The sequence below is a fragment of the Nocardioides terrae genome (assembly GCF_900112345.1).
Classification (GTDB): domain Bacteria; phylum Actinomycetota; class Actinomycetes; order Propionibacteriales; family Nocardioidaceae; genus Nocardioides; species Nocardioides terrae.
The window spans coordinates 78,013-102,818 of the sequence record NZ_FOLB01000001.1 but is presented as its reverse complement, the minus strand read 5'-3'; the positions used below and the strand labels follow the sequence as shown (position 1 = coordinate 102,818).

21 protein-coding genes and 1 tRNA gene are annotated in these 24,806 nt (G+C 71.4%); 17 read left to right on the top strand and 5 right to left on the bottom strand.

Translation table 11 applies throughout. The annotated features are described in order from the left end of the window. Position 1 precedes the first annotated feature (1 nt). The 3 genes from BM236_RS00495 to BM236_RS00485 are packed head-to-tail and all read right to left on the bottom strand — an operon-like array spanning position 2 to position 5,330. On the bottom strand, positions 2 to 1,474 hold the full coding sequence (locus tag BM236_RS00495; RefSeq protein WP_091118996.1) for a maltokinase N-terminal cap-like domain-containing protein: 1,473 nt from the start codon (positions 1,472 to 1,474) through the stop codon (positions 2 to 4). Continuing rightward, on the bottom strand, positions 1,471 to 3,360 hold the full coding sequence (gene treS / locus BM236_RS00490) for a maltose alpha-D-glucosyltransferase (RefSeq protein ID WP_175507483.1): 1,890 nt from the start codon (positions 3,358 to 3,360) through the stop codon (positions 1,471 to 1,473). The genes BM236_RS00495 and treS overlap by 4 nt, the downstream gene beginning before the upstream one ends. Further along, complete coding sequence (locus tag BM236_RS00485; RefSeq protein WP_091118994.1) at positions 3,357 to 5,330, bottom strand: alpha-1,4-glucan--maltose-1-phosphate maltosyltransferase; 1,974 nt, start codon at positions 5,328 to 5,330, stop codon at positions 3,357 to 3,359. The genes treS and BM236_RS00485 overlap by 4 nt, the downstream gene beginning before the upstream one ends. Before the next feature lie 99 nt (positions 5,331 to 5,429). Between BM236_RS00485 and glgP the strand changes: the two genes are divergently transcribed. Further along, on the top strand, positions 5,430 to 8,039 hold the full coding sequence (glgP, locus tag BM236_RS00480; RefSeq protein ID WP_091118991.1) for an alpha-glucan family phosphorylase: 2,610 nt from the start codon (positions 5,430 to 5,432) through the stop codon (positions 8,037 to 8,039). 9 nt (positions 8,040 to 8,048) lie between these two features. On the opposite strand, the gene glgX is transcribed toward glgP, so the two are convergent. Continuing rightward, positions 8,049 to 10,214: a glycogen debranching protein GlgX gene (gene glgX / locus BM236_RS00475; RefSeq protein ID WP_091118989.1), complete on the bottom strand. Its 2,166-nt coding sequence runs from the start codon at positions 10,212 to 10,214 to the stop codon at positions 8,049 to 8,051. A 121-nt stretch (positions 10,215 to 10,335) separates the two neighbouring features. Here glgX and BM236_RS00470 point away from each other — a divergent pair, with 121 nt between their 5' ends. From BM236_RS00470 to BM236_RS00415, 13 genes are all read left to right on the top strand, one after another. Beyond that, positions 10,336 to 11,112 (top strand): enoyl-CoA hydratase/isomerase family protein, encoded by a 777-nt coding sequence (locus tag BM236_RS00470; protein ID WP_091118986.1) that lies wholly within the window; start codon positions 10,336 to 10,338, stop codon positions 11,110 to 11,112. A gap of 5 nt (positions 11,113 to 11,117) precedes the next feature. After that, positions 11,118 to 11,519: a hypothetical protein gene (locus tag BM236_RS00465; protein ID WP_245750046.1), complete on the top strand. Its 402-nt coding sequence runs from the start codon at positions 11,118 to 11,120 to the stop codon at positions 11,517 to 11,519. A gap of 182 nt (positions 11,520 to 11,701) precedes the next feature. Continuing rightward, positions 11,702 to 12,484: an electron transfer flavoprotein subunit beta/FixA family protein gene (locus tag BM236_RS00460; protein ID WP_245750045.1), complete on the top strand. Its 783-nt coding sequence runs from the start codon at positions 11,702 to 11,704 to the stop codon at positions 12,482 to 12,484. A gap of 30 nt (positions 12,485 to 12,514) precedes the next feature. Further along, complete coding sequence (locus BM236_RS00455; protein ID WP_091118981.1) at positions 12,515 to 13,495, top strand: electron transfer flavoprotein subunit alpha/FixB family protein; 981 nt, start codon at positions 12,515 to 12,517, stop codon at positions 13,493 to 13,495. Positions 13,496 to 13,725: 230 nt separating this feature from the next. Continuing rightward, positions 13,726 to 15,051 carry a phospholipase D-like domain-containing protein gene (locus tag BM236_RS00450; RefSeq protein ID WP_175507482.1) on the top strand — a complete coding sequence of 442 codons (1,326 nt, stop codon included), beginning with the start codon at positions 13,726 to 13,728 and terminating at the stop codon, positions 15,049 to 15,051. A gap of 72 nt (positions 15,052 to 15,123) precedes the next feature. Beyond that, a complete protein-coding gene (locus tag BM236_RS00445) occupies positions 15,124 to 16,440 on the top strand; it encodes a phospholipase D-like domain-containing protein (RefSeq protein ID WP_139229984.1) in 1,317 nt (438 codons plus the stop codon). Positions 16,441 to 16,531: 91 nt separating this feature from the next. Beyond that, complete coding sequence (locus tag BM236_RS00440) at positions 16,532 to 17,803, top strand: glutamate-5-semialdehyde dehydrogenase (RefSeq protein ID WP_091118974.1); 1,272 nt, start codon at positions 16,532 to 16,534, stop codon at positions 17,801 to 17,803. Positions 17,804 to 17,832: 29 nt separating this feature from the next. Next, a complete protein-coding gene (locus tag BM236_RS18795) occupies positions 17,833 to 17,982 on the top strand; it encodes a hypothetical protein (RefSeq protein ID WP_175507481.1) in 150 nt (49 codons plus the stop codon). A gap of 13 nt (positions 17,983 to 17,995) precedes the next feature. Continuing rightward, on the top strand, positions 17,996 to 18,637 hold the full coding sequence (gene nadD, locus BM236_RS00435; RefSeq protein ID WP_091118971.1) for a nicotinate-nucleotide adenylyltransferase: 642 nt from the start codon (positions 17,996 to 17,998) through the stop codon (positions 18,635 to 18,637). Then, complete coding sequence (rsfS, locus tag BM236_RS00430) at positions 18,634 to 19,011, top strand: ribosome silencing factor (RefSeq protein WP_091118970.1); 378 nt, start codon at positions 18,634 to 18,636, stop codon at positions 19,009 to 19,011. Before nadD ends, rsfS begins: the two co-directional genes overlap by 4 nt. Beyond that, positions 19,008 to 19,613: a histidine phosphatase family protein gene (locus BM236_RS00425; protein WP_175507480.1), complete on the top strand. Its 606-nt coding sequence runs from the start codon at positions 19,008 to 19,010 to the stop codon at positions 19,611 to 19,613. The genes rsfS and BM236_RS00425 overlap by 4 nt, the downstream gene beginning before the upstream one ends. Before the next feature lie 64 nt (positions 19,614 to 19,677). After that, a tRNA-Ala gene (locus BM236_RS00420) sits at positions 19,678 to 19,750 on the top strand. Between the two features lie 166 nt (positions 19,751 to 19,916). Further along, positions 19,917 to 20,393 (top strand): DUF1360 domain-containing protein, encoded by a 477-nt coding sequence (locus tag BM236_RS00415; RefSeq protein WP_091118966.1) that lies wholly within the window; start codon positions 19,917 to 19,919, stop codon positions 20,391 to 20,393. Positions 20,394 to 20,415: 22 nt separating this feature from the next. On the opposite strand, the gene rimK is transcribed toward BM236_RS00415, so the two are convergent. Next, positions 20,416 to 21,609 carry a 30S ribosomal protein S6--L-glutamate ligase gene (gene rimK, locus BM236_RS00410; RefSeq protein ID WP_091118964.1) on the bottom strand — a complete coding sequence of 398 codons (1,194 nt, stop codon included), beginning with the start codon at positions 21,607 to 21,609 and terminating at the stop codon, positions 20,416 to 20,418. 26 nt (positions 21,610 to 21,635) lie between these two features. On the opposite strand from rimK, the gene BM236_RS00405 reads away from it, so the two are divergent. The 3 genes from BM236_RS00405 (at position 21,636) to BM236_RS00395 (ending at position 24,777) form a co-directional block, all read left to right on the top strand. After that, positions 21,636 to 22,133 carry an ATP-dependent zinc protease family protein gene (locus BM236_RS00405; protein WP_091118962.1) on the top strand — a complete coding sequence of 166 codons (498 nt, stop codon included), beginning with the start codon at positions 21,636 to 21,638 and terminating at the stop codon, positions 22,131 to 22,133. Next, entirely contained in the window at positions 22,123 to 23,163 is a 1,041-nt protein-coding gene (locus tag BM236_RS00400; protein WP_091118960.1) for a succinylglutamate desuccinylase/aspartoacylase family protein, read from the top strand. Before BM236_RS00405 ends, BM236_RS00400 begins: the two co-directional genes overlap by 11 nt. Positions 23,164 to 23,289: 126 nt before the next feature. Then, positions 23,290 to 24,777 carry a lytic transglycosylase domain-containing protein gene (locus BM236_RS00395; protein ID WP_091118957.1) on the top strand — a complete coding sequence of 496 codons (1,488 nt, stop codon included), beginning with the start codon at positions 23,290 to 23,292 and terminating at the stop codon, positions 24,775 to 24,777. Positions 24,778 to 24,806 lie beyond the last annotated feature (29 nt).

The window sequence follows — 24,806 nt, the reverse complement described above, 5'->3', positions numbered from 1 at the left end:
GTCACGCTCCGATCTGCGCGATGGCCTCGAGCGGGATGCTGAGCCAGCCCGGCCGGTTGCGCGCTTCGTAGACGGTCTCGTACACGGCCTTGTCGGCGACGTAGGCGTCGAGCAGCACCCGCTGCTCGACGGTCAGGTCGCCGCCGTAGGCGACGATGAAGTGGTTGCGGTTGCGGTTGGCCCATTCGCCGGCGCGCATCCGCCGCAGCTCGGCGAGCTCGGCGTCGCTCTCGCCGCTCGCCTGGCTGTGCTCCACCGAGCGCGGGGCGTAGTCGAAGGAGCGCAGCATGCCCGCGACGTCGCGCCACGGCGAGTCGGGCAGCGTCCGCTCGGCCAGCTGCTTGGCCGGCTCGCCCTCGAAGTCGACGATCTTCCAGCCCTTCGACGTGCGCAGGGTCTGGCCGAGGTGGAGGTCGCCGTGGATGCGCTGCACCTGGAGGCCGCCGAGCTCGGCCACCCGGCCGAAGATCCCGCGCAGCCGGTCGGCGTGCGCCGCCAGGTCGGGTACGACGGCCAGGGCCCGGTCGAGGCGCTCGCTCATGGTCGCCGCGAGCGCCACGGTGGCCTCGGGCCCGCGCGTCTCGGTCGGGAAGTGCTCGGCCAGCAGCCGGTGCACGTCGGCGACCGCCTCGCCCAGTCGGGTCGCCTCGGGGGCGAAGTCGCCGCCGGAGTCGGTGGCGTGGAGCTCGGGACTGCCGAGGAGGCCGCGGACGCTGGCGAGGGCCAGGTCCCAGCCGTCGGTCGCGGTGCGGAAGAACTGCTGCAGCATCGCCAGCTGCATCACCGGCTGTGCGATGCCGTCGGCGTTGGCGGCGGTCTCGACCTCCAGCCAGCCGTAGAGAGCGGCGACGTGGTCGGAGCCGACCTCGGTGAGCGCCCGGTGGATCTCGATGTCGGGGTTCACGCCCGGAGTGACCTTGCGGAACAGCTTCATCAGCGAGTCCTCGCCGAAGGCGACCGACGAGTTGGACTGCTCGCCCGAGAAGAGAGTCGAGTGGGCGGTCGTGTCGAGGTCGTGGCCCGGGAGCCGGCGGAACGCGAGCGGGCCCTCAGGGAGCTCGCCGGCTGCGGCGGCGTCGAAGGAGCGCAGCAGGCAGGCCATCGCCTCGCGGTCGTGCACGGCGTCGTACGCATGCACCCAGCCCAGGGTGGGGTCCTCCCACCACCCGATGAAGGCGTGGTCGAGCCGGCCCTGCGGGTGCTCGTAGAGCGCGAGCGGCACCTGGTAGAGCTCGACGTCGGGGGAGCGGCCGGCCTCGTCGCCCGCGGCGGCGTAGGTCACCTCGACGAGGTGGTCGAGGACGTGCGGGCTGTCGTCGAGCCGGCCGGGGAGCTCCGCGAGCACCCGGATGTCGGTGACCTCGAAGGAGCGCCCCTTGCCGCCGAACCAGCGGGTGCGGACGAGGTAGTCGGCGAAGACCTTCCGGTCCAGGTGGTCGGCGGACGAGGGTGACCCGCTCCTCGGCGTGTTCACAGCAGCTCCTCCCCGGTCGGACCGGTCTCCGGCTCGATCGATGCGTTGCCCGGCCTGGTCAGCCGGAACCAGTAGAACCCGTACCCACCGAGGGTGAGCAGGTAGGGCAGCTCGCCGATCGCCGGGAACGGCACCCCGCCGATCAGCTCGATGGGCACCATCCCCTCGAAGCGGCGCAGGTCCAGCTGCACCGGCTGCGGGAAGCGGGAGAGGTTGTTGACGCAGAGGATGACGTCACTCGACCCGTCCTCCTTGAGGTGCTCGCGGGAGTAGGACAGCACCGAGGGGTTCGAACCGCCCAGGTCGGTGAAGCTGCCCAGGCCGAAGGCGGAGTGCTGCTTGCGGGCGTGGATCAGCCGGCGGGTCCACTGCAGCAGGCTCGAGGGATCCTCCAGCTGGGCCTCGACGTTGACCGCCTGGTAGCCGTAGACGGGGTCCTGAACGACCGGCCGGTCGAGCTTGCCCGGGTTGGCGACCGAGAACCCGGCGTTGCGGTCACCCGACCACTGCATCGGCGTGCGGACGCCATCGCGGTCGCCGAGCCAGATGTTGTCGCCCATGCCGATCTCGTCGCCGTAGTAGAGCACCGGCGAGCCCGGGAGGGAGAGGAGCAGGGCGGTGAAGAGCTCCATCTGGTCGATGTCGTTGTCGAGCAGCGGGGCCAGCCGCCGGCGGATGCCGATGTTGGCCTTCATCCGCGGATCCTTGGCGTACTCCGCCCACATGTAGTCGCGGTCGTCGTCGGTGACCATCTCGAGCGTCAGCTCGTCGTGGTTGCGCAGGAAGATGCCCCACTGGCAGCCGCTCGGGATGGGCGGGGTGTCCTCGAGGATCTCGCTGATCGGGAAGCGCGTCTCGCGGCGGACCGCCATGAAGATGCGCGGCATCACCGGGAAGTGGAAGCACATGTGGCACTCGTCGCCGCCGGACTCGAAGTCCCCGAAGTAGTCGACCACGTCGGCCGGCCACTGGTTCGCCTCGGCGAGCAGCACGGTGCCGGGGTACTCCGCGTCGACGATCCGGCGCACCTTGCGGAGGAACTCGTGGGTCTGCGGCAGGTTCTCGCCATTGGTGCCCTCCTCCTCGTAGAGGTAGGGCACGGCGTCGAGCCGGAAGCCGTCGAGGCCGAGGTCGAGCCAGAACCGCATCGCGTCGAGGATGTCCTCGTGCACCTTCGGGTTCTCGTAGTTCAGGTCGGGCTGGTGGGAGAAGAACCGGTGCCAGAAGTACTGCTGGCGCACCGGGTCCCAGGTCCAGTTCGAGGGTTCGGTGTCGACGAAGATGATCCGGGCGTCCTGGTAGAGCTCGTCGCTGTCGGACCAGACGTAGTAGTCGCCGTACGGCCCTTCGGGGTCGTTGCGGCTGGCCTGGAACCACGGGTGCTGGTCGCTGGTGTGGTTGACGACGAAGTCGATGATCACCCGGATGCCGCGCTCGTGGGCGGCCACCAGGAACTGCTTGAAGTCCTCGATGGTCCCGACCTCGGGCAGCACCCCGGTGAAGTCGGCCACGTCGTAACCGCCGTCGCGCAGCGGGCTCGGGAAGAACGGCGGCAGCCAGAGGCAGTCCACGCCCAGCCAGGCGAGGTAGTCGAGCTTCTCGGTCAGGCCCTTGAAGTCGCCGGTGCCGTCTCCGTTGGAGTCCTTGAAGGACCGCACCAGCACCTCGTAGAACACGGCCGCCTTGAACCACTCCGGCTCGCCCTGCTCGTCGACGCCGGTGGAGTCGGGGAACGGCTCCTCGCTGGCGATGCCGCCGATCGGCGCATCGGCCGGGGCGGCGGGCGGGGGCTCGGTCGAGGGCTCGGTCGGAGTCTCGGCCGGGGTCTCGGCCGGAGTCTCGGCCGGAGTCTCGGCCGGGGCATGGCCCTCGAGCTGCTCGGTCATGCCACGCTCCTCACGGTGAGCACGTGGGCCGACTCCCAGCCCGGGTCGAGCCGGACGTAGTTGTCGCGTCCCCACATCCAGTCCTGGCCGCTGATCTCGTCGTGGACCACGAAGCTCTCCGGCAGGCCCAGCTCGGCGAGGTCGAGGTGGACCATCGTCTCGCGCATGCCGTGCGGGTCCAGGTTGAGAACGACGATGACGGTGTCGTTGATGGTGTCTCCCTCGTGCTGCTTGGCGAAGACGAGGGTGTGGTCGTCGTCGGCCCGGTGGACGGTCAGGTTGCGCAGCAGCTGCAGGGCGGGATGCGCGCGGCGGATCTCGTTGAGCCGGGTGAGGTACGGCGCCAGGGTCCGCCCCTCGCGCTCGGCGGCGTCCCAGTCGCGCGGCCGCAGCTGGTACTTCTCGGAGTCGAGGTACTCCTCGCTGCCCGGGCGGACCGCGACGTGCTCGAACAGCTCGTAGCCGGCGTACACGCCCCAGGAGGGGGAGCCCATCGCGGCCAGGGTGGCGCGGATCTTGAACGCCGCGGGGCCACCGTACTGCAGGGACGCGTGCAGGATGTCGGGGGTGTTGACGAAGAAGTTGGGCCGCAGCAGGTGGTCGGACTCCGACGACACCTCGAGCAGGTAGTCCTCGATCTCGGACTTCTCCACCCGCCAGGTGAAGTAGGTGTAGGACTGGTGGAAGCCTACGGCCCCGAGCGCGTGCATCATCGCCGGGCGGGTGAACGCCTCGGACAGGAACAGCACGTCGGGGTCGGTGCTGCGCACCTCGCGGAGCAGCCACTCCCAGAACGCCACGGGCTTGGTGTGCGGGTTGTCGACGCGGAAGATCCGGACGCCGTGCGACATCCACAGCCGCAGCACCCGGAGCACCTCCTGCGCGATGCCCGTGGGGTCGTTGTCGAAGTTGATCGGGTAGATGTCCTGGTACTTCTTCGGCGGGTTCTCCGCGTAGGCGATCGTGCCGTCGGCGCGGGTGGTGAACCACTCCTGGTGCGCCTTGACCCACGGGTGGTCGGGGGCGGCCTGCAGGGCCAGGTCGATCGCCACCTCCAGGCCGAGCTCGCCGGCGCGCGCGACGAAGGCGTCGAAGTCGGCGAAGGTGCCGAGGTCGGGGTGGATGGCGTCGTGGCCGCCGTCCTTGGAGCCGATCGCCCACGGGCTGCCGACGTCGTCGGGGCCGGGCGTGAGGGAGTTGTTGGGGCCCTTGCGGTTGACCTCGCCGATCGGGTGGACCGGCGGGAGGTAGATCACGTCGAAGCCCATCGCGGCCACCGCGTCGAGCCGCTTCGCGGCGGTCGCGAAGGTGCCGCTGCGCAGGACGCCCTTCTCGTCGGGCGCGGCGCCCTCGGAGCGCGGGAAGAACTCGTACCAGCTCCCGAACAGTGCCCGCCGCCTGTCCGCGTACGCCGGGTAGGGGCCCTCCGTCGTGACGAGCTCGCGCAGCGGGTGCGCGCGCAGGACGCGGACCAGGTCCGGTGCGGTGAGGACGGCGATGCGGGCGGCCGAGGGCCGGGTGGCGTCCGAGGCGGCGTCCACGGCCGCCCGGACGGTGGCGGCGTCGGCCCGGCTCAGCGTCTCGTCGGCCAGCACCCGCTCGAGCAGGAGCCGGCCCTCGGTGAACATCAGCTCCACGTCGACGCCCGCGTCGATCTTGATCGGGGCGTCGTGCAGCCAGGTGCCGAGCGGGTCCGACCACGACTGGACCTCGAAGGTCCACAGCCCCTCGACGTCGGGGGTCACCCAGGCCTCGTAGCGGTCGCTCCTCGGCCCGGTCTCCGTCATCCGCACCGGTGGTCGGCGTACGCCCGTCGGGTCGAGGAGGACCACATCGGCCCCGAGGAGGTCGTGCCCCTCCCGGAACACGGTCGCTCGGACGGGGAAGGGCTCGCCGACGGTCGCCTTCGCGGGCTGCCGCCCGAGATCGACGAGGGGGTGCACGTCCAGCACGGGGATGCGTCCGACCATGGCATCAAACTATCCAGCCGGGCCCCTACGCATGCTTCCGCCCGGTGATTCGCCCGAAGTGTTGGATCGATCCAAGGTCCTTGCGTTAGCGTCGGGCCCATGCGTGCGATCCGTCGGTTCACCGTCCGTCCCGTCCTGCCCGAGCCCCTGCGCGCGCTCGACGCCCTCGCCGGCAACCTGCGCTGGTCGTGGCACCCGCCGACGCAGGACGTCTTCGCCGCCGTCGACGCGCAGCTGTGGGAGTCGACCGGCCACGACCCGGTCCGGCTCCTCGGCGGCGTGAGCCGGTCGCGCCTGGAGGAGCTCGCCGCCGACGAGGACTTCCTCGGCCGGCTCCGTGCGGCCGAGGCGGACCTGCAGAGCTACCTCACCGAGGACCGCTGGTACCAGCGTGCCTTCGCGGACGTCGCCGACGCCTCCGGAGGTTCGACGGGCGGGGTCGCGCCGCGCGCGGTGGGCTACTTCTCGCCCGAGTTCGGCATCACCGCGGTCCTGCCGCAGTACTCCGGTGGGCTCGGCATCCTCGCCGGCGACCACCTCAAGGCCGCCAGCGACCTCGGCGTGCCCATCATCGGCGTCGGCCTGTTCTACAAGCACGGCTACTTCCGGCAGTCGCTGTCCCGCGACGGCTGGCAGCAGGAGACCTACCCCGTCCTCGACCCGGACGGGCTGCCGATCTCGGCGCTGCGCGAGGCCGACGGCACCCCCGCGACCATCTCGATCGCGCTGCCCGGCGGACCGGACCTGGTCGCGCGCATCTGGGTGGCCAGCGTCGGCCGCGTGCCCCTGCTCATGCTCGACACCGACATCGAGGGCAACCCCGACCACTACGTCGACGTGACCGACCGGCTCTACGGCGGCAACAGCGAGCACCGGCTGCGCCAGGAGCTGCTGCTGGGCGTCGGCGGCGTCCGCGCGCTGCGCGCCTACTCCCGCATCACCGGGGCGCCCGCGCCCGAGGTGTTCCACACCAACGAGGGCCACGCCGGCTTCCTCGGCCTGGAACGCATCCGCGAGCTCACCGTCGCCGAGGGCGGCCCGCGCCTCGACTTCGAGACCGCGCTGGAGGTCGGCCGCGCCTCGACCGTCTTCACCACCCACACCCCCGTCCCGGCCGGCATCGACCGGTTCCCGCGGACCCTCGTCGAGCAGTACTTCGCCGAGGGGTCGGGCGCGACGCCGGGCGTCCCGGTGGAGCGGGTGCTCGCGCTGGGCGCCGAGGACTACGCCGGGGGAGACCCCTCGGTCTTCAACATGGCCGTCATGGGCTTCCGGCTCGCCCAGCGCGCGAATGGTGTCTCGCTGCTGCACGGCCAGGTCTCCCGCGGCATGTTCAACGGGCTGTGGCCGGCCTTCGACGAGGCCGAGGTCCCGATCGGGTCGATCACCAACGGCGTGCACGCCCCGACATGGGTCGCCCGCGAGATGTTCGGCCTGGCCGCGGAGCAGGGTGTCGACTTCGACGACCCGGACACGTTCTGGGCGATCGTCGACAAGGTGCCGGGCGACCAGGTGTGGGCGGTCAAGCGCCGGCTCCGCGAGCGCCTCGTCCTGGACGCCCGCCGCCGCCTGTGCGAGTCGTGGGAGAACCGCGGCGCGGCGAAGGCCGAGCTCGGATGGGTCGACGAGGCGCTCTCCCCGGACGTCCTCACCATCGGCTTCGCCCGGCGCGTGCCGTCGTACAAGCGCCTGACGCTGATGCTGCGCGACCCGGCCCGTCTCAAGCGGCTGCTGCTCGACCCCGAGCGTCCGGTGCAGCTGGTCATCGCCGGCAAGTCGCACCCCGCCGACGACGGCGGCAAGCGGCTGATCCAGGAGATGGTGCGGTTCGCCGACGACCCCGAGGTCCGGCACCGCATCGTCTTCCTGCCCAACTACGACATCGCGATGGCGCAGCCGCTCTACCCGGGCTGCGACGTCTGGCTCAACAACCCGCTTCGCCCCTACGAGGCGTGCGGGACGTCGGGCATGAAGTCGGCGCTGAACGGTGGGCTCAACCTCTCCATCCTCGACGGCTGGTGGGACGAGTGGTACGACGGCCAGAACGGCTGGGCCATCCCGTCCGCCGACGGCCTGGACGACCCCGACCGCCGCGACGACCTGGAGGCCTCGGCCCTCTACGACCTGATCGAGAACGAGATCGCGCCGCGGTTCTACGACGTCGACGAGGACGGCGTGCCGACCCGCTGGCTGGAGATGCTCCGCCACACGCTGAAGTCGCTGGGGCCGAAGGTGCTGGCGACCCGCATGGTCCGCGACTACGTCCGCCAGCTCTACAGCCCGGCCGCCGGGAACGCCCGCTCGCTCAACAGCGACTACGCCGGCGCCCGCGACCTCGCCGCCTGGAAGCAGCGCGTCAAGGGCGCGTGGTCGCAGGTCCGGGTCGAGCACGTCGAGGGCAGCGGCGTCGGCGACGCCCCGCAGGTCGGCGACCTGCTGTCGGTCCGCGCGTTCGTCGCGCTCGGCGAGCTCTCGCCCGACGACGTCGACGTCCAGCTGCTCTACGGCCGCGCGGACGCCGATGACCTGCTGCGCGACAGCACTTGCACGGTGCTCGACCTCACCGAGTCCTACGAGGCCGGCCGGCACAGCTTCGGCGCCCAGGTCGCGCTCGAGCAGGCCGGTCCCTTCGGCTACACGGTGCGGGTCGTGCCCCGCAACGGCCACCTGGCGTCGTACGCCGAGCTCGGGGTCGTCTCGACGGCCTGACCGCGCCGGTCAGGTGCTGCTGACGACGACCACGGTCCGGGGGCCGATGACGAGCTCCTGGCCGGCCTTCACGCCGGTGCCCGCGGGGAGCGTCTCGTCGGTGGAGAGCACCACCTCGCCGGCCTGCACCCACTCGTTGGCCGGCAGGGCGATCTCCATCGGCCGGTCCGCGGCGTTGAACCAGAGCAGGAACGAGTTGTCGATGAGCTGCTCGCCGCTAGGTCCGGGCTCGCGCAGAGGGGCGCCGGACATGAAGGTCCCGACGCCCGAGAGCGAGGCGTCGCCCCAGTCGGCCTCGGTCATCTCCCGGCCGCTCGGGTGCAGCCAGGCGAGGTCCTTGGGGCCGCCCGGGATGGTAGGGGAGCCCTCGAACCAGTGCCGCTGGCGCAGCGCCGTGTGCTCGCGCCGCAGCCGCAGCGCCGCCTTGGTCGTCTCGTAGACGTCGAGCCACGCGTCGTCGGGGCGCCAGTCGAGCCAGGAGATCTCGTTATCCTGGCAGTAGGCGTTGTTGTTGCCGCGCTGCGTCCGGCCGCGCTCGTCGCCCGCGGTGATCATCGGCACGCCGTTGGACAGGCACAGCGTCACCATCAGGTTGGCGGCCTGCCGCCTCCGCAGGGCGATGATCCGGGCGTCGTCGGTCTCGCCCTCGACCCCGTGGTTGCACGACCGGTTGTTGTCGGACCCGTCGCGGTTGTCCTCGCCGTTCGCCTCGTTGTGCTTGCGCTCGTAGGAGACCAGGTCGCGCAACGTGAAGCCGTCGTGGGAGGTGATGAAGTTGACCGAGTTGTACGCCGACCGGCCGTCGTCGGCGTAGAGGTCGGACGAGCCGGCCAGGCGGGTCGCGACGTTGCGCACACCGCCCGTGCCCCGGAGCCAGAAGTCGCGCAGGGTGTCGCGGTACTGGTCGTTCCACTCCACCCAGGGCGGGGGCATCCGGCCGACGAGGTAGCCGTCCATCGAGACGTCCCACGGCTCGGCGATCAGCTTCACGTGCCGCAGGACGGGGTCCTGGCCGATCGCGATCAGCAGGGCGCAGTGGAAGTCGACCTCGGTGCCGGTGCGGGCCAGCGCCGGCATCAGGTCGAAGCGGAAGCCGTCGACGTGCATCTCGGTGACCCAGTAGCGCAGCGAGTCGAGGATGAGCCGCAGCGCGAGGTTGTCCCAGGAGTTCACCGTGTTGCCGCAGCCGGTGACGTCCCAGTAGGTGTCGTCGAACTGCCACCCCTGCGGACCGTCGGGCGGGGGCACCCGCTTGTAGAACCCCTTGTCGTCGAGCCCGCGGAAGGAGAGTGTGGGACCGGCCGGTCCGGCCTCGGCGGTGTGGTTGTAGACGACGTCGAGGATCACCTCGATCCCGCCGCGGTGGAGGGACTTGACCATCTCCTTGAACTCGCTGACCTGCTGGCCGCGGTCCCCGGACGAGGAGTAGCCCCCGTCGGGGGCGAAGTAGGCGATCGAGTTGTAGCCCCAGTAGTTGCTCAGGCCGCGCTCGAGGATGCTGGGCTCGGAGAAGAACTGGTGGACCGGCAGCAGCTCGACTGCCGTGACCCCCAGGTCGCGCAGGTAGTCGACGACGGCCGGGCTGCCGAGGCCGGCGTACGTCCCGCGCAGGTGCTCGGGGACCCGGTCGTGCAGCTGGGTGAAGCCCTTGACGTGCAGCTCGTAGATCACGGTGTCGCGCCAGCGGGTCTTCATCGGCGCGTCGCCCTCCCAGTCGAAGGAGGGGTCGACGACCACCGAGCGGGCCGTGACCGGCGCCGAGTCCTCCGTGCTGCGTTCCTCGGGGTGGTCCCAGTCGTAGCCGAAGAGCGCACGGTCGTGCCGGATCGTGCCGGCGGTGGCGAGCGAGTAGGGGTCGAGGAGCAGCTTGTCGACGTTGAAGCGGTGGCCGTTCGCCGGGTCCCACGCCCCGTCGGCTCGGTAGCCGTAGCGGGTGCCGGGTGCGATGTCGGGAAGCTCGCCGTGCCAGATGCCGAGGGAGGCCTCCGTCAGCTCGTGGCGCGTCTCCCGCTCCTGCCCGTCGGGGTCCTCGTCGAAGAGGCACAGCCACATCGCCGTGGCGTTCGGCGCGTAGACGGCGAAGTTGGTGCTGGCACGCGTCCACGTCGCACCGAGGGGCCAGTTGCGCCCCGGCCACACACTCGCCGTCTCTCCCAACCGGGTCCACCGAACCATCCCCCCATCATGGCGGAACGGGTCCTTCGACGTTGGCGCTAGGGTCGGGCAGGCCACCCGCTCGGGGAGCGGGGGCGACGACGTGGGGCCCAGGAGAGGGCCCGGGAAAGGGTGGTCAGGGATGGAGTTCGTCCGCCTCGAGGTCGAGGACGGCGTCGGCACGATCCGGCTGGACCGGCCGAAGATGAACGCGATCAGCTTCCAGGTCCAGGCCGAGCTGCGCACGGTCGCCGAGGAGGCCGCCGGCCGCGACGACGTCAAGGCCGTCGTGCTGTACGGCGGCGAGCGGCTCTTCGCCGCCGGCAACGACGTCAAGGAGATGGCCGACCTCTCGTTCGCCGACATGGTCGCCCGTCGCGACTCCGTCCAGGCCGCCGTCACCGCCGTGGCCCGCATCCCGAAGCCGGTCGTCGCCGCGGTGACCGGCTATGCGCTCGGCGGCGGCTGCGAGCTGGCCCTGGCCGCCGACCTGCGGATCGCCGCGGAGGACGCCACGCTCGGTCAGCCCGAGGTGCTGCTCGGCCTCATCCCCGGAGCCGGCGGCACGCAGCGGCTCGCCCGGCTGGTCGGCCCGAGCAAGGCCAAGGACCTCATCTTCACCGGCCGCTTCGTGAAGGCCGACGAGGCGCTCGCCATCGGCCTGGTCGACCGGGTCGTGCCGTCGGCCGACGTCTACACCGAGGCGGTCGCCTGGGCCCGGCAGTTCACCGGCGCGGCGTCGTACGCCATCCGCGCCGCGAAGGAGGCGATCGACCAGGGGCTCGGCGTCGACCTGGCCACGGGCCTGGAGATCGAGCAGGTCAGGTTCGCCGCGGTCTTCGGGACCGAGGACGCTCGCACCGGTATGGCGTCCTTCGTCGAGAACGGCCCCGGCAAGGCCGCCTTCACGGGTCGGTGAGTCCCGTGGCCGACCCTGCCGAGCCGACCGACCCGACCCAGGGCTCCGTGGAGACACCGACCCGCACGCGGCGGCGCGGCCGCGCGGTCCGCCGCTTCCGCAGCGGTCTCGCCCAGGTGGTCTGGGTGCTCTGCTCGCTGGCGGCCCTGGTGCTCGCCCTCGGGGCGCTCTTCATCGCTTTCGACGCCAACACCGGCAACGCCCTCGTCACGTTCGTCCTCGATCTCGCCGACCGCCTCGACCTCGGGGTCTTCGACCGCAACGACGGCATCAAGCAGTGGACCTCGGAGAACGCCCAGACCAAGAACGCGCTCTTCAACTGGGGCATCGGCGCCCTGGTCTGGCTGATCGGCGGCCGGGTCCTCGAGCGGGTCATCCGCCCGTCGGAACCGGACCCGACGCGCTGATGCGCTGTGACATTCTCAACGTGATCTGCGGTTACCGCGGCAAATGACCCGGCGGTAACCTGACTGCCAAGTGCGCGCTGCCGGCCCACCGGCACACGCACGTCCCGCTGCCCCGAGGGGCACAGACCTCATTGCACAGGAGGGGCCGTTCCGGCCGCACCACCATGAACATTGTTGTCCTCGTGAAGTACGTCCCCGACGCGACCGCGGACCGGCGGTTCGAGCAGGACTTCACCGTCGACCGCGTCGAGATCGACGGCCTGCTCTCCGAGCTCGACGAGTACGCCGTCGAGCAGGCGCTGCAGCTGAAGGAGAAGCGTCCCGACGACGAGATCGAGGTGACCGCGCTGACGGTCGGCCCCGAGAAGGCCCTCGACGCCGTCCGCAAGGCGCTGCAGATGGGTGCCGACAAGGGCGTCCACGTCGTCGACGACGCCATCGCCGGCTCCGACTACCTCGGCACCTCGCTGGTCCTCGCCAAGGCGATCGAGAAGCTCGGCGCCGAGAAGCCGGTCGACCTGGTGATCACCGGCATGGCCTCGACCGACGCCTCCGGCTCGGTCGTCCCGGTCATGCTCGCCGAGCGGCTCAACCTGCCGCAGGTCACGCTCGCCTCGGTCGTGGAGACCCAGGGCGACCAGGTCCGGATCAAGCGCGACACCGACGCCGCGACCGAGGTGGTCGGCGCCACGATGCCGCTGGTCCTCTCCGTGACCGACCAGTCCGGCGAGGCCCGCTACCCGTCCTTCAAGGGCATCATGGCGGCGAAGAAGAAGCCGCTCGAGACGCTGTCGCTCTCCGACATCGGCGTCGACGCCGGCCAGGTCGGTCTCGAGGCGGCGTACACCGCCGTCGAGGACGCCACCGCACGCCCGCCGCGCACCGCCGGTGAGATCGTCAAGGACGAGGACGGCTCGGGCGCACAGGCGCTCGGCGACTTCCTCGCCTCGAAGAAGTTCATCTGAGCCCGGCCGGACGCACAAGAGGAGATAGACATGTCTGAAGTTCTCGTCCTGGTCGACTTCCAGAACGGCGTCGTCAAGAAGCCCACCTTCGAGCTGCTCACGCTCGCCAAGCGGCTCGGCACCCCGTCGGCCGTCTTCATCGGCGGCTCCGGTGACGCCGCAGGCGTGGCCGAGTCGGTCAAGAAGTACGGCGCCGAGAAGGTCTACGTCATCGACGACGCGCAGATCAAGGGCTACCTGGTCGCCCCGAAGGCCGAGGCGCTGCAGCAGCTCGCCGAGAAGGTCTCCGCCGACTCTGGGGGCCTGGCCGCGATCCTGATCCCGTCGGGTGCCGAGACGAAGGAGATCGCCGCCCGGCTCGCGGTCAAGCTCGACTCCGGGCTGATCACCGACGCGGTGGACATCGCCGCGGCCGACGATGGGGGAGCCGTGGCCACCCAGTCGGTCTTCGCCGGTAACTACACGCTGACCGGCAAGGTCACCAAGGGCACGCCGATCATCACGGTCAAGCCGAACTCGGCCGCTCCCGAGCAGGCCGACGGCGCCGGCACGGTCGAGGAGTTCGCGGTGACGGTCTCCGACGCCGCGAAGACCGCCCAGATCGTGGCGACCCAGCCGCGGCAGGCCACCGGCCGCCCCGAGCTGACCGAGGCCGCGATCATCGTCTCGGGCGGACGCGGCACCGGCGGCGACTTCTCCGCCGTCGAGGCGCTGGCCGACGAGCTCGGTGCGGCCGTCGGCGCGTCGCGCGCCGCCGTCGACTCCGGCTGGAAGCCGCACAGCTTCCAGGTCGGCCAGACCGGCAAGACGGTCTCGCCGCAGCTCTACGTCGCCAACGGCATCTCCGGTGCGATCCAGCACCGCGCCGGCATGCAGACCTCCAAGACGATCGTGGCCGTCAACAAGGACGAGGAGGCGCCCATCTTCGAGCTGGTCGACTTCGGCGTCGTCGGCGACCTCCACACGGTCCTCCCGGCCCTGACCGAGGCGATCAAGCAGCGCAAGGGCTGATCCGATCCAGCTCCCCACGAGCCCCGGGCCGATGTCGGCCCGGGGCTCGTCGCGTCGGAGGGGCTCTTTGCTTTGACGGGCGGCCACACGGCATGTGACTGTGTGGGCCGACGGCGCGCCTCGGCGGGGTGTCGGAGGCAGGACCTACGATCGAAAAGCTGTGTTCTGCCCGGCGTACGGGCGTGACGGAAATGTGGGGTGCAAGGGTGCGACGGTCTCCCATCGCAGTGGTGTTCGGGCTCGCTCTCGGGGTGATGGTGGTGCTCGCGCCCCAAGCCGTCGAGGTCTCAGGACCGCGGCCGCTCGCGGCCGCCGCCGCGACGCCGCCGTCCTCCAGCTGGCACCCGAAGCTCGGCCCGGTCTTCAACGACCCGCTGGGTAGGCCGGCCGCGCAGGAGGCCATCGTCAACCGGCTGGTGAAGGCGATCAACCACACCCGCCGTGGTTCGCTGATCCGGATCGCCGTCTACTCGTTCGACCGCGGCGACATCCTCCACGCGCTCAACATGGCGCACAAGCGCGGCGTGCACGAGCAGGTCATCGTCAACAAGTCGGTGATGTCCGGCGGCGTGGCGGCCCTGCAGCGCAAGCTCGGCAAGAACCCCAACAAGCGCAACTTCGTCGTGGCGTGCAACGGCCGCTGCCGCAAGAAGGGCAGCAGCGGCAACATGCACTCCAAGGTCTACACGTTCAGCCAGACCGGTGCCGCGAGCTACCTCGTCATCACCGGCTCGGGCAACCTCACGTCCAAGGGCGTCTACCGCCAGTGGAACGACAGCTACGGCGTCGCCGGCGACAAGGCGCTCTACGACGCCTGGGGCGTCATGTTCGACCAGATGGCCCACCAGAAGCGCACCACCGCGCGCCGGCTGAGCTACACCTCGGGCCCCTACACCTACGACTTCCAGCGCGCGCTCGCCTCGCAGGGCGGCCAGGCGACAACGTCGCAGACCACCCTCGGCCGCTACCGCCCCAAGGCCGACCCGGCCTGGCGCCGCATCCAGCAGGTCTCCTGCGTCTCGACCCCGCCGTTCGGCGCGAAGGGTCACACGGTGATCCGGATCGCCATCTACGGCATGTTCGGTGCCCGGGGCGAGGGGCTCGCCAAGGCGCTCGTGAAGAAGAAGCAGCAGGGCTGTGACATCAGGATCATCATGAGCGTGCCGGGCGGCCACACCTACAAGATGATGGAGCGCGCGAAGATCCCGCTGCGCAGCGGCGACTGGGAGTTCGCCGACCGCGACGCAGCCCAGGAGGACGGCATCTCCGGCTGGGGCCCGCGCTTCTACTCGCACCTGAAGTTCTTCGCGATCAACGGCACCTACGCCGGCCACCCGACCAAGAGCGTCTGGACCGGCTCGGAGAACTGGGACTCGCTCTCCTTCACCAACGAGGAGGTCGTCCTGACGCTCAACGACGCCTCGGACTACCGTGCCTACGTCGACAAGTGGAACTCCATGTGGGACGGCAAGGCGACCCACAAGATGGGCATCCAGCCGCTGGTGACCCCGCAGCAGTGGGCCGCCGGCAACCATCGCGTGGCCGACCGCGACTGAGCGAACGACCCGGCAGGACAAGGCAGCACCAGGCACGACGAACAGGCTGGACAGCAGGACATGGGGGACAGGATGCGACGGGCACTGGTCGCCGGCGTGATGACGGTGGCGGCCACGCTGGCCGCGACGACGGTCGACGTCGTCGGGACGCCGGCCGGGGGGCCGGCCGCGTCGGACGCGGCCGAGGCGGCGGCACCCGTGCTGCTGCCTCCGCTGCCGGGCTGGAAGCCGCCGCTGCGGCCGATCTTCAACGAGCCGGGGCGCAAGCGGTCGCGGGCGATCCTCAACCGGGTCGTGCGGGCGATCAACCACACGCCTCGCGGCGAGACGATCCGCCTGACGACGTACTCCCTGGACAGGGGCGAGATCATCGCCGCGCTGCGCCGCGCGCGCGGCCGCGGCGCGCGCGTGCAGGTCATCGTCAACCAGCACACCGCCTCCGGTCTGGTCTACTCGCTGCAGCGACGGCTCGGGCACAACCCGCGCAAGAACAACTTCGTGGTGACCTGCCCCGGCCGGTGCCGCGCCCCCGGCGACGGCGGCAACCAGCACGCCAAGGTGTTCAGCTTCACGCGCAGCGGAGGCACCCGCGACCTGATCCTGGGCAGCTCCGGCAACCTGACGTCCAAGGCGGTCTACCGCCAATGGAACGACTCCTGGGCGATCGCCTACGACCCGAAGGTGTTCGCGACCTGGGTCGGCTTCTTCAACCAGATGAAGTTCCAGCGGCAGCGCGGCAGCCGCGTCGTCACCGTCGCGCAGAACCACGTGGCCAGCCCCTACTCGGTGTGGCTGCAGCGGACCTCGACCAGCGCCGCCCAGCAGACCGCCGCTCGCGCGGCGTCGCAGGACGCCGTCGTGCGCCGGATGCGGGCGGTGGGCTGCAAGACCCAGCACGGCTACGGCACACCCGACGGTCGCACGGTGGTCCGCGTGATGGAGTACGCCATGTACGGCCCGCGGGGCGTCACCCTGGCCAACGAGATGGCCCGGCTCAAGCACGGCGGCTGCGACGTCATGGTCATCGGCAGCGTCTTCAGCCCCCAGGTCAAGGGCATCATCGAGCGCGCGGGCATCCCGCTGCGGATGGCCGACTGGCTGTTCGCGGAGCGCGACCCGGCCCTGGAGGACGGGATCGGCGGCTACGGGCCGCGGTTCTACTCCCACTTCAAGCTGATGACCGTCGACGGCTCCTTCGACCGGCAGCCGACGAAGTCGGTGTGGACCGGGTCGGAGAACTGGACCGGCATCTCCTTCGCCAACGAGGAGATCGTCGTGCGGTTCACCGACCCCGGCTACTACCGGGCCTACCTGCGTGAGTTCAACAAGCTCTGGAGGGGCCGGGCGACCCACCGTCCCGGGCTCCAGCCGACCTACGGCCCACGCTGATACGCGGGCTGATACGCGGGCTGATACGCGGGCTGATACGCGGGCTGATACGCGGGTGAGCCTGCGGCAACCACGGCCTAGGATTTGAGGCATGACCGAGACCGCCGCCCTGCCCGAGGCCGTCGACGAGATCCGGAGCGTTGCGCTTCGGGCGCGCGAGGCCAGCTATGAGCTGGCCGTGGCGACCCGTGCCGCCAAGGACGCGGCCCTGGAGGCGATGGCGGAGGCGCTGACCGCGCGGTCGGCCGAGATCCTCGCCGCCAACGCCGAGGACGTCGCCCGGGCCGAGGCGGCGGGCACGCCGGCCAATATCGTCGACCGGCTCCGGCTGACCGACGACCGGCTGGCCGGCATGGCGCAGGGCCTGCGCGACGTCGCGGCCCTGCCCGACCCGGTCGGGGAGGTGGTGCGCGGGTCGACGCTGGCCAACGGACTGGAGCTGCGGCAGGTGCGGGTGCCGTTCGGCGTGGTCGGCATGATCTACGAGGCCCGTCCCAACGTCACCGCCGACGCCGCCGGCCTGTGCCTGAAGTCCGGCAACGCGGCACTCCTCCGGGGTTCCTCCAGCGCCAGGTCGTCCAACGCCGCCATCACCGCGGTGCTCCGCGACGCCGTCGCGTCGGCCGGCCTCCCGGCCGACGCGGTCCAGCTCGTGCCGGGCGACACCCACGAGTCGGTGAAGGCGCTCATGCGTGCCCGCGGCCTGGTCGACGTGCTCATCCCGCGCGGGGGAGCGGGCCTGATCCGCAGCGTCGTGGAGGAGTCGACGGTCCCGGTCATCGAGACCGGCGTCGGCAACGTGCACGTCTACGTCGACGCGGCGGCCGACCTCGACAAGGCGCTCGCGATCGTCCTCAACGCCAAGACGTCGCGCACCAGCGTCTGCAACAGCGCCGAGTCGCTGCTCGTGCACGCCGACGTCGCCGCCGACTTCCTGCCGCGCGTCGTCAAGGAGCTGCAGGCGGCCTCCGTCACGGTCCACGGAGACGACGCCTTCGGGGCCTACGACGGCGTGGTGCCGGCCACCGACGAGGACTGGGCGACGGAGTACCTCTCGCTCGACATCGCCGCGGCCGTCGTACCCGACCTCGAGGCGGCGATCGGCCACATCAGGCGCTGGTCGAGCGGTCACACCGAGGCGATCGTGACCGAGGACCTCGCCGCGGCGCGACGCTTCACCGCGGCCGTCGACTCGGCCGCCGTCATGGTCAACGCCTCGACCCGCTTCACCGACGGCGGCGAGTTCGGCTTCGGCGCGGAGATCGGGATCAGCACCCAGAAGCTGCACGCGCGCGGTCCGATGGGCCTGCCCGAGCTGACCTCGACGAAGTTCGTCGTCACCGGGGACGGCCACGTCAGGTGAGCCGGTGAGCTACCGGTAGGGTGTGCGCCATGGTCAACACCCTGGTCCTGCACGCCGCCGCGGCTGCCGAGGAGTCGGAGAAGGTCAACCACTGGGTGGTCGGCGCGATCGCGCTGGTGATCCTGCTGGCCCTGCTGGGCATCCTGCTCGCCTTCGCCGGCGGCCGCGAGCACTCCTGAGCCTCGAGCGCCGATGCCCGACCAGCCCCGCCGGCGCCGCGTCGGCGTCATGGGTGGAACCTTCGACCCGATCCACCACGGCCACCTGGTCGCCGCCTCGGAGGTGCAGGGCGTCTTCGGCCTCGACGAGGTCATCTTCGTGCCGACCGGAGCCCCGTGGCAGAAGGCCGATCGTGACGTCTCGCCGCCCGAGCACCGCTACCTGATGACGGTCATCGCGACCGCCGCCAACCCGCGCTTCACGGTGAGTCGCGTCGACGTCGACCGCGGCGGGCCGACGTACACGATCGACACGCTGCGCGACATCAAGGCGGCCCGTCCCGACGATGAGCTCTTCTTCATCACCGGCGCCGACGCGCTGACCGAGATCTTCACCTGGCGTGACGCCGGGCAGCTCTTCGAGCTGGCCCAGTTCATCGGGTGCACCCGGCCCGGGTACACGATGGACACCGACCTCTTCGACGAGATCCCTGCGGAGCGGGTCACGATGCTGGAGATTCCGGCCCTGGCGATCTCCTCGACCGACTGTCGTGACCGGCACCGGCGGGGGGAGCCGATCTGGTACCTCGTGCCGGACGGTGTCGTCCAGTACATCGGCAAGCACGGCCTCTACCCGCAGCACCTCGAAGCCCCGAACTCGGAAGCACTCCCATGACCGCCACCGACCACGCCCGTGACCTCATCGCCGCCGCCGCCCGTGCGGCGTCGGACAAGCTCGCCCAGCGGATCATCGCCTTCGACGTGAGCGAGCAGCTCGCGATCACCGACGCCTTCCTGCTCGCCTCGGCGCCGAACGACCGCCAGGTGCGCTCGATCGTCGACGAGGTCGAGGAGAAGCTGCGCGGCCTCGGCGCCAAGCCGATCCGCCGCGAGGGCGAGCGCGACGGGCGGTGGGTCCTGCTCGACTTCGGCGACATCGTGGTGCACGTGCAGCACGAGGAGGAGCGCCAGTTCTACGCCCTCGAGCGGCTCTGGCGGGACTGCCCGACGATCGAGCTTCCGGCGGACGTCGTCTCGCACGAGCGGTGAGGCGCCTGATCCTGCTCCGTCACGGCGTGACGGAGTGGAACCAGGACCGCCGATTCCAGGGGCACGAGGACGTGCCACTGGCACCACGGGGCCGTCAGCAGGCGGCCGCCGCCGCGGCGCACCTCGCCGCGCTGAGGCCGTCGCTGCTGTGGGCGTCCGACCTCTCCAGGGCGCGTGAGACGGCCGGCTACGTCGCCGCGGAGACCGGCCTGGTGCCCGTGCTGGACGACCGGCTGCGGGAGATCGACGTCGGCGACTACCAAGGCCTCACCCACGACGAGGCGCGGGAGCGCTTCGGTCCGGGCCCGTGGGACTACGCCGACCACGGTGGCGAGTCGAACGCCGATCTGGCCGCCCGAGTGTGCGCGCCGGTCGAGGAGGCCGCGGCGGCTCTCGCCGACGGCGCGACCGGCATCCTCGCCTTCCACGGGCACGCCATCCGCATGGCCACCATCGGGTTCCTCGGCTGGCCCCTCGAGGTGGTCTCGACGCTCGGCGCGCTGGACAACTGCGCGTGGGTCGAGCTCACCGACGTGCCGGCCGGCTCGTCGAAATCCGCGTGGCGGCTGGTCGCCTACAACGCGGTGACCCCGATTTCGTGATCGCTTCGGCGGTCCGCTAGTGTTCTCGTCGTTGCCCGGGGCGATCGATCCGGGACAACACCACGGGGCTGTGGCGCAGCTGGTAGCGCATCTGCATGGCATGCAGAGGGTCAGGGGTTCGAGTCCCCTCAGCTCCACCGAAGGAGTCGGCGGTCTGCCTGCGGAGACGCGGGAAGGCCGCCGATCTGCATCTCCGGCCGGGAGCCGCTCCGACGTCGCCGCGCAGGGGTCGCCGGACCCGGAGATGCCGCGCGCGGGATCGGGTACCCAGGAGGGCCCCGACCCGGACCCGAGGAGCCACTCATGAGCGCGACCGACAACCCCCACGACCGCCACCGGATCGCCGGTTACCTCGCCGCCATGTCGGTGTTCGGCTCGTTCACCGCGGGTGCCGCGCTGCTCGGCCGGGCCAAGGGCCGCGAGCTGCCGTCGTCGTACGCCGTCCAGGACCTCGTCCTCGGAGCGGTCGCGGTCCACAAGTTCGCGCGCCTGCTCACCAAGGACGGTGTGACCACGCCGCTGCGCGCGCCGTTCACGGAGTTCGAGGGCGAGGCGGGATCGGCCGAGGTCAACGAGAAGCCGGTGGACGGCCCGCCGGCCCGCCACCTGCTCGGTGAGATGTTGTCCTGCCCGTTCTGTGTGACCCCGTGGATCACGACCGGGTACGTCGCCACGCTCGCCCTCTCGCCGCGGGTGGCGCGCGCGTGGGCGGCCGTCTTCGGCATCGTCGGCGGGTCGGACTTCCTGCAGCAGGCCTACGGTCGCATCCGCGAGGACTGAGCGCCGCGTCGGGCCGCCCGCGTCACTCCTCGGCCGGGATGGGGTGCTTGGGCAGCTTCTTGACCCGCGGCCGACGCTTGGGCCGCTCGGGGATCATCGAGCGCATCTCCTCGAGCTTGCCCCAGCACAGCAGCCGGTCCTCGGCCTCGAGGACCTGGCGCACCGACGGGTTCGGGATGACCTGCGTCCCGCGATGGACGGTCAGCACGGTGATGTCGCGCTCGCGCAGCCCGGAGTCGCCGAGCGTGGTGCCGACGAGGTCGGCGTCGCCGTGGACGACGAGCTCGGCGACGCCGTACCCGGTCGAGACCGCGAGGCGCTCGCGGACGTCGATCTGGGGGAAGGCGACCTGGTTGTCGATGTAGTCGACGATCGCGCCGGCGATGTCGAGCTTGGTGGCCGTCTCGATGCCCTCCAGGCCGGGGGAGGAGTTGACCTCCATGACCAGCGGGCCGTCGTCACCCTCGAGCATGTCCACGCCGGCGACCTTCAGCCCCATGATGTGCGCCGCCCGGACGGCGGTGCGCTCGAACTCGGCGTCGACGTCGACCTTCTCGACCGAGCCGCCGCGGTGCACGTTGGACCGGAACTCGTCGCCCTTCGCGGTCCGGCGCATGGCGGCGACGACGCGGTCGCCGACCACGAGCGCACGCACGTCGCGGCCCCGTGACTCCTGGACGAACCGCTGGATCAGGACGTTCTGCCGGGTCGACTGCAGCGTCTCGATGATCGCCTCGGCGACCTTGATCGACGGCGCCAGGATCACGCCGATGCCCTGGGTCCCCTCGAGGAGCTTGATCACGACCGGCGCGCCGCCGACCCGCTCGATGGCGGGGATCACGTCGGCGCGGTTGCGCACGAAGGTCGTTGCGGGCATCGCGATGCCGTGCCGCGAGAGGATCTGCATCGCCCGCAGCTTGTCGCGCGAGTTCGCGATCCCGTTCGCGGTGTTGGGCGTGTAGACGTCCATCTGCTCGAACTGCCGCACCACCGCGGTGCCGTAGTAGGTCACGGAGTTGCCGATGCGCGGGATGACCGCGTCGTAGAGCGACAGCCGGCGTCCGCGGAACTGCAGGTCGGGCTCGTCGGTGGACAGGTCGATCGCGAAGCGGAGCGTGTCGAGCACCTTGACGTTGTGCCCCCGGTCGATCGCCGCGGCACGCAGGCGCTGGGTGCTGTAGGCCCGCGGCGCGCGCGAGAGGATGGCCAGCTTCACGAGGGGATCCTGCTTGGATAGGGGACGTGTCCGGCCCACATCCAACCACCCCCACCACGGGCGTGGTCGGGTGGCGCGAGTGGGTCGGCCTGCCCGGCCTGGGCGTCGAGTGGATGAAGGCCAAGATCGACACCGGGGCGCGTACGTCGTCCCTGCACGCGTTCGCCCTGGAGGAGTTCGATCGCGGCGCTGAGCAGTGCGTGCGCTTCGAGGTGCACCCGTGGCAGCGCAGCGCCGAGGACGCGGTCGTCGTCGAGGTCCCGGTCCACGACCGGCGTACCGTCCGCAGCTCGTCGGGGCACTCCGAGGAGCGCGTGGTGGTGCTGCTCGAGCTGCGGCTGCTCGACCGGGTGGTGCCTGCCGAGGTGACCCTGACCCGCCGCGACGAGATGGGCTTCCGGATGCTGGTCGGCCGCGAGGTGCTCGAGCAGGGCTACCTCGTCGACGTCTCGACCTCCTATCGCGGCGGCCATCCCGGGAAGGCCGTCCGGCGGTCCAACCGGAGGCGTGTCGATGGCGCGTGAGTCCTTCGCGATCGGCGGCGTGCGGGTGCGCGCGGGGGCCAGCCGCTCCGTGGAACTGCCGCTGACCCGCCTGGTGACCGGGGGCGACGTCGGCATCCCGGTGCAGGTCGTGCACGGTCGCGAGCCTGGGCCGGTGGTCTGGGTCAACGCGGCCATCCACGGCGACGAGGTGGTCGGCGTCGAGGTGATCCGCCGAGTGCTGCAGCAGGTGTCGGCCAAGACGCTGCGCGGGACGCTGGTCGCGGTGCCGGTGGTCAACGTGCTGGGGTTCATGACCGGCGACCGCTACCTGCCCGACCGGCGCGACCTCAACCGGTCCTTCCCGGGCTCGGCCCGCGGCTCGCTCGCCTCCCGCATCGCGCACCTCTTCATGACCGAGGTCGTCGCCAAGTGCGAGCTCGGCATCGACCTGCACACGGCCGCCGACCGGCGCGCCAACCTGCCCCAGGTCCGCGCGGACCTCGACGACCCCGAGACGCGGCGGCTCGCCCTCGCCTTCGGCGCGCCGGTCGCCATGCATGCGGCGCTCCGCGACGGCTCGCTGCGCCAGGCCGCCCGTGGAGCCGGGGCGCGCGTGCTGCTCTACGAGGCCGGCGAGGCGCTGCGCTTCGACGACGAGCCGATCGAGACCGGCGTCGCCGGCGTCCTGCGCGTGCTGAGCGCGCTCGACATGCTGGTCGAGGAGTTGGACCTGCCCGGCCCGGAGGACGAGTCCGACGCCCTGCCGGTCACCCTCGTCTCGCGGGCGAGCGGCTGGGTCAGGGCGCGGGGGAGCGGCGTCCTGCAGCTCGACGTACACCTTGGCGACCTGGTGGAGGAGGGCCGACGGCTGGGCGGCATCAGCGACACCCTGGGCCGGCGGGTGCGGCTGGTCCACGCCGACCGGGCCGGCATCGTCGTCGGCCTCAACCGCGCGCCGCTGGTGAACATCGGCGACGCGGTGATCCACATCGCCGCCATCGACGAGGAGCAGTCTGGCCACATCGCCGATGAGCGGCCGCTGACCGCCCGTAGGTGGGGTGGTGTCTGACCAGTCCTTCACCTACGTTTGGGTAAGGGTTCACCGGTTCACGCACCTGCGCGTGGACGGTGAGTGATCATCGGGTGTCGCCTCCTCCACCGATCGGGGCGACGCGATGCAGGGAAGAGGTTCTCGATGACGCCGCGGATCGGCCCCGTGCCGAAGGCCATCGCGCTGGTGCCCCTTGCGGCCCTGTCGGCGGCCTGGACCGTCCAGGCGGTCCGCACGCCCGCCGCCGACGTGTCGACTGTCGCCGGCCCGAGCACTCCCTCACGGAGCGTGCCGAGCCCGTCGCCCACCGCCGCGCCCGTCGTGCCCGAGACCCCGCTCGTCGTCCCGCCGACCACGCAGGAGCCTGCCAGCGTGTGGGGTTCCGCGGCCACGCCGCCCGCACCGCCGGCTCCGCCCGCGGCGGTCGCCCCGGCGGCGGTGACGACCCCCACCATCCCGATCGTCGCACTCGCCGCCTACCAGCGTGCCGCCGCCGTCATCGACACCGCCGACCCCACCTGCCACCTCGACTGGAGCCTGATCGCGGGCATCGGCCGGGTGGAGTCCGACCACGGCAGCCACGCGGGCAGCCAGCTGACCCCGGACGGTCACGCCACGCCGGCGATCGTCGGACCCGCCCTGACCGGCGCGGACGGCACGCTCCTCGTCCCCGACACCGACGGCGGCGTCCTCGACGGCGACGCTCGGTTCGACCACGCGGTCGGGCCGATGCAGTTCCTCCCCGCCACCTGGTCGACCGTCGGCGTCGACGGCGACGGCGACGGCCAGCGCAATCCCCAGGACATCGACGACGCGGCGCTCGCGGCCGGCGTCTACCTCTGCTCGGGCCCGGAGGACCTCGCGTCCGGCCCGGGGCAGCAGGCGGCGCTGCTGCGCTACAACCGCTCGACGTCGTACGTCGCCACGGTGCTGACCTTCGCCGGCCAGTACGGCGCCCAGCCCGCCGGGATCGGCCAGGTGGCCGTCCGCAGCATCGCGGTCGTCCCGGGCGTCGTGCTCACTCCCGAGACCGGGTCGACCGGCGAGAAGGGCGGCAAGGCGGTCAAGGACGGCAAGGGCCGCAAGACGACAAAGGCCGGCACGCGTCACGGGCACAAGCTGGTCGGTGCGACGTCCGTGGCGGCGCACGCGGATCCCAGCGACCAGGCAGCCCCGACCGTCGCACCCGCTAACCCCGGTGCGCCCGGTGCGCCCGGCACGATCACCGCGGCGCCGGCGTCGGCCGTCGACCTCGCCGCTCTGTGTGACACCAAGATCACCGAGGCCTACCCCAACGCGGCCCATGATCCCGAGGTGCCCGACGAGCCTTTCGACAAGGCCCTCCAAGCATGCGTGACGCAGCTGACCGGCCAGACGATGGCCGAGGCCACCAAGAACGTCGAGCAGATCGTCGCCGACCTCCTCGAGGACTTCCCGGGTCTCGAGCCCGCGACGCACCCGACGGACGGCCCGACTCCGGCAGCTCCGGGGGAGCCGACCGACCCGGCGCCGACCACCGGTGCCGATCCGGGCAGCGGCGCCGGGCCGGATCCGGCTGCCGGTCAGGAGCAGGCCCCGGCGTCGACCGGGTCGACGGCGCCCGAGTCGGGCACGGAGACAACCGCTCCCTGATCGCTCGCGGACACCCCGCTCGGCTTTCT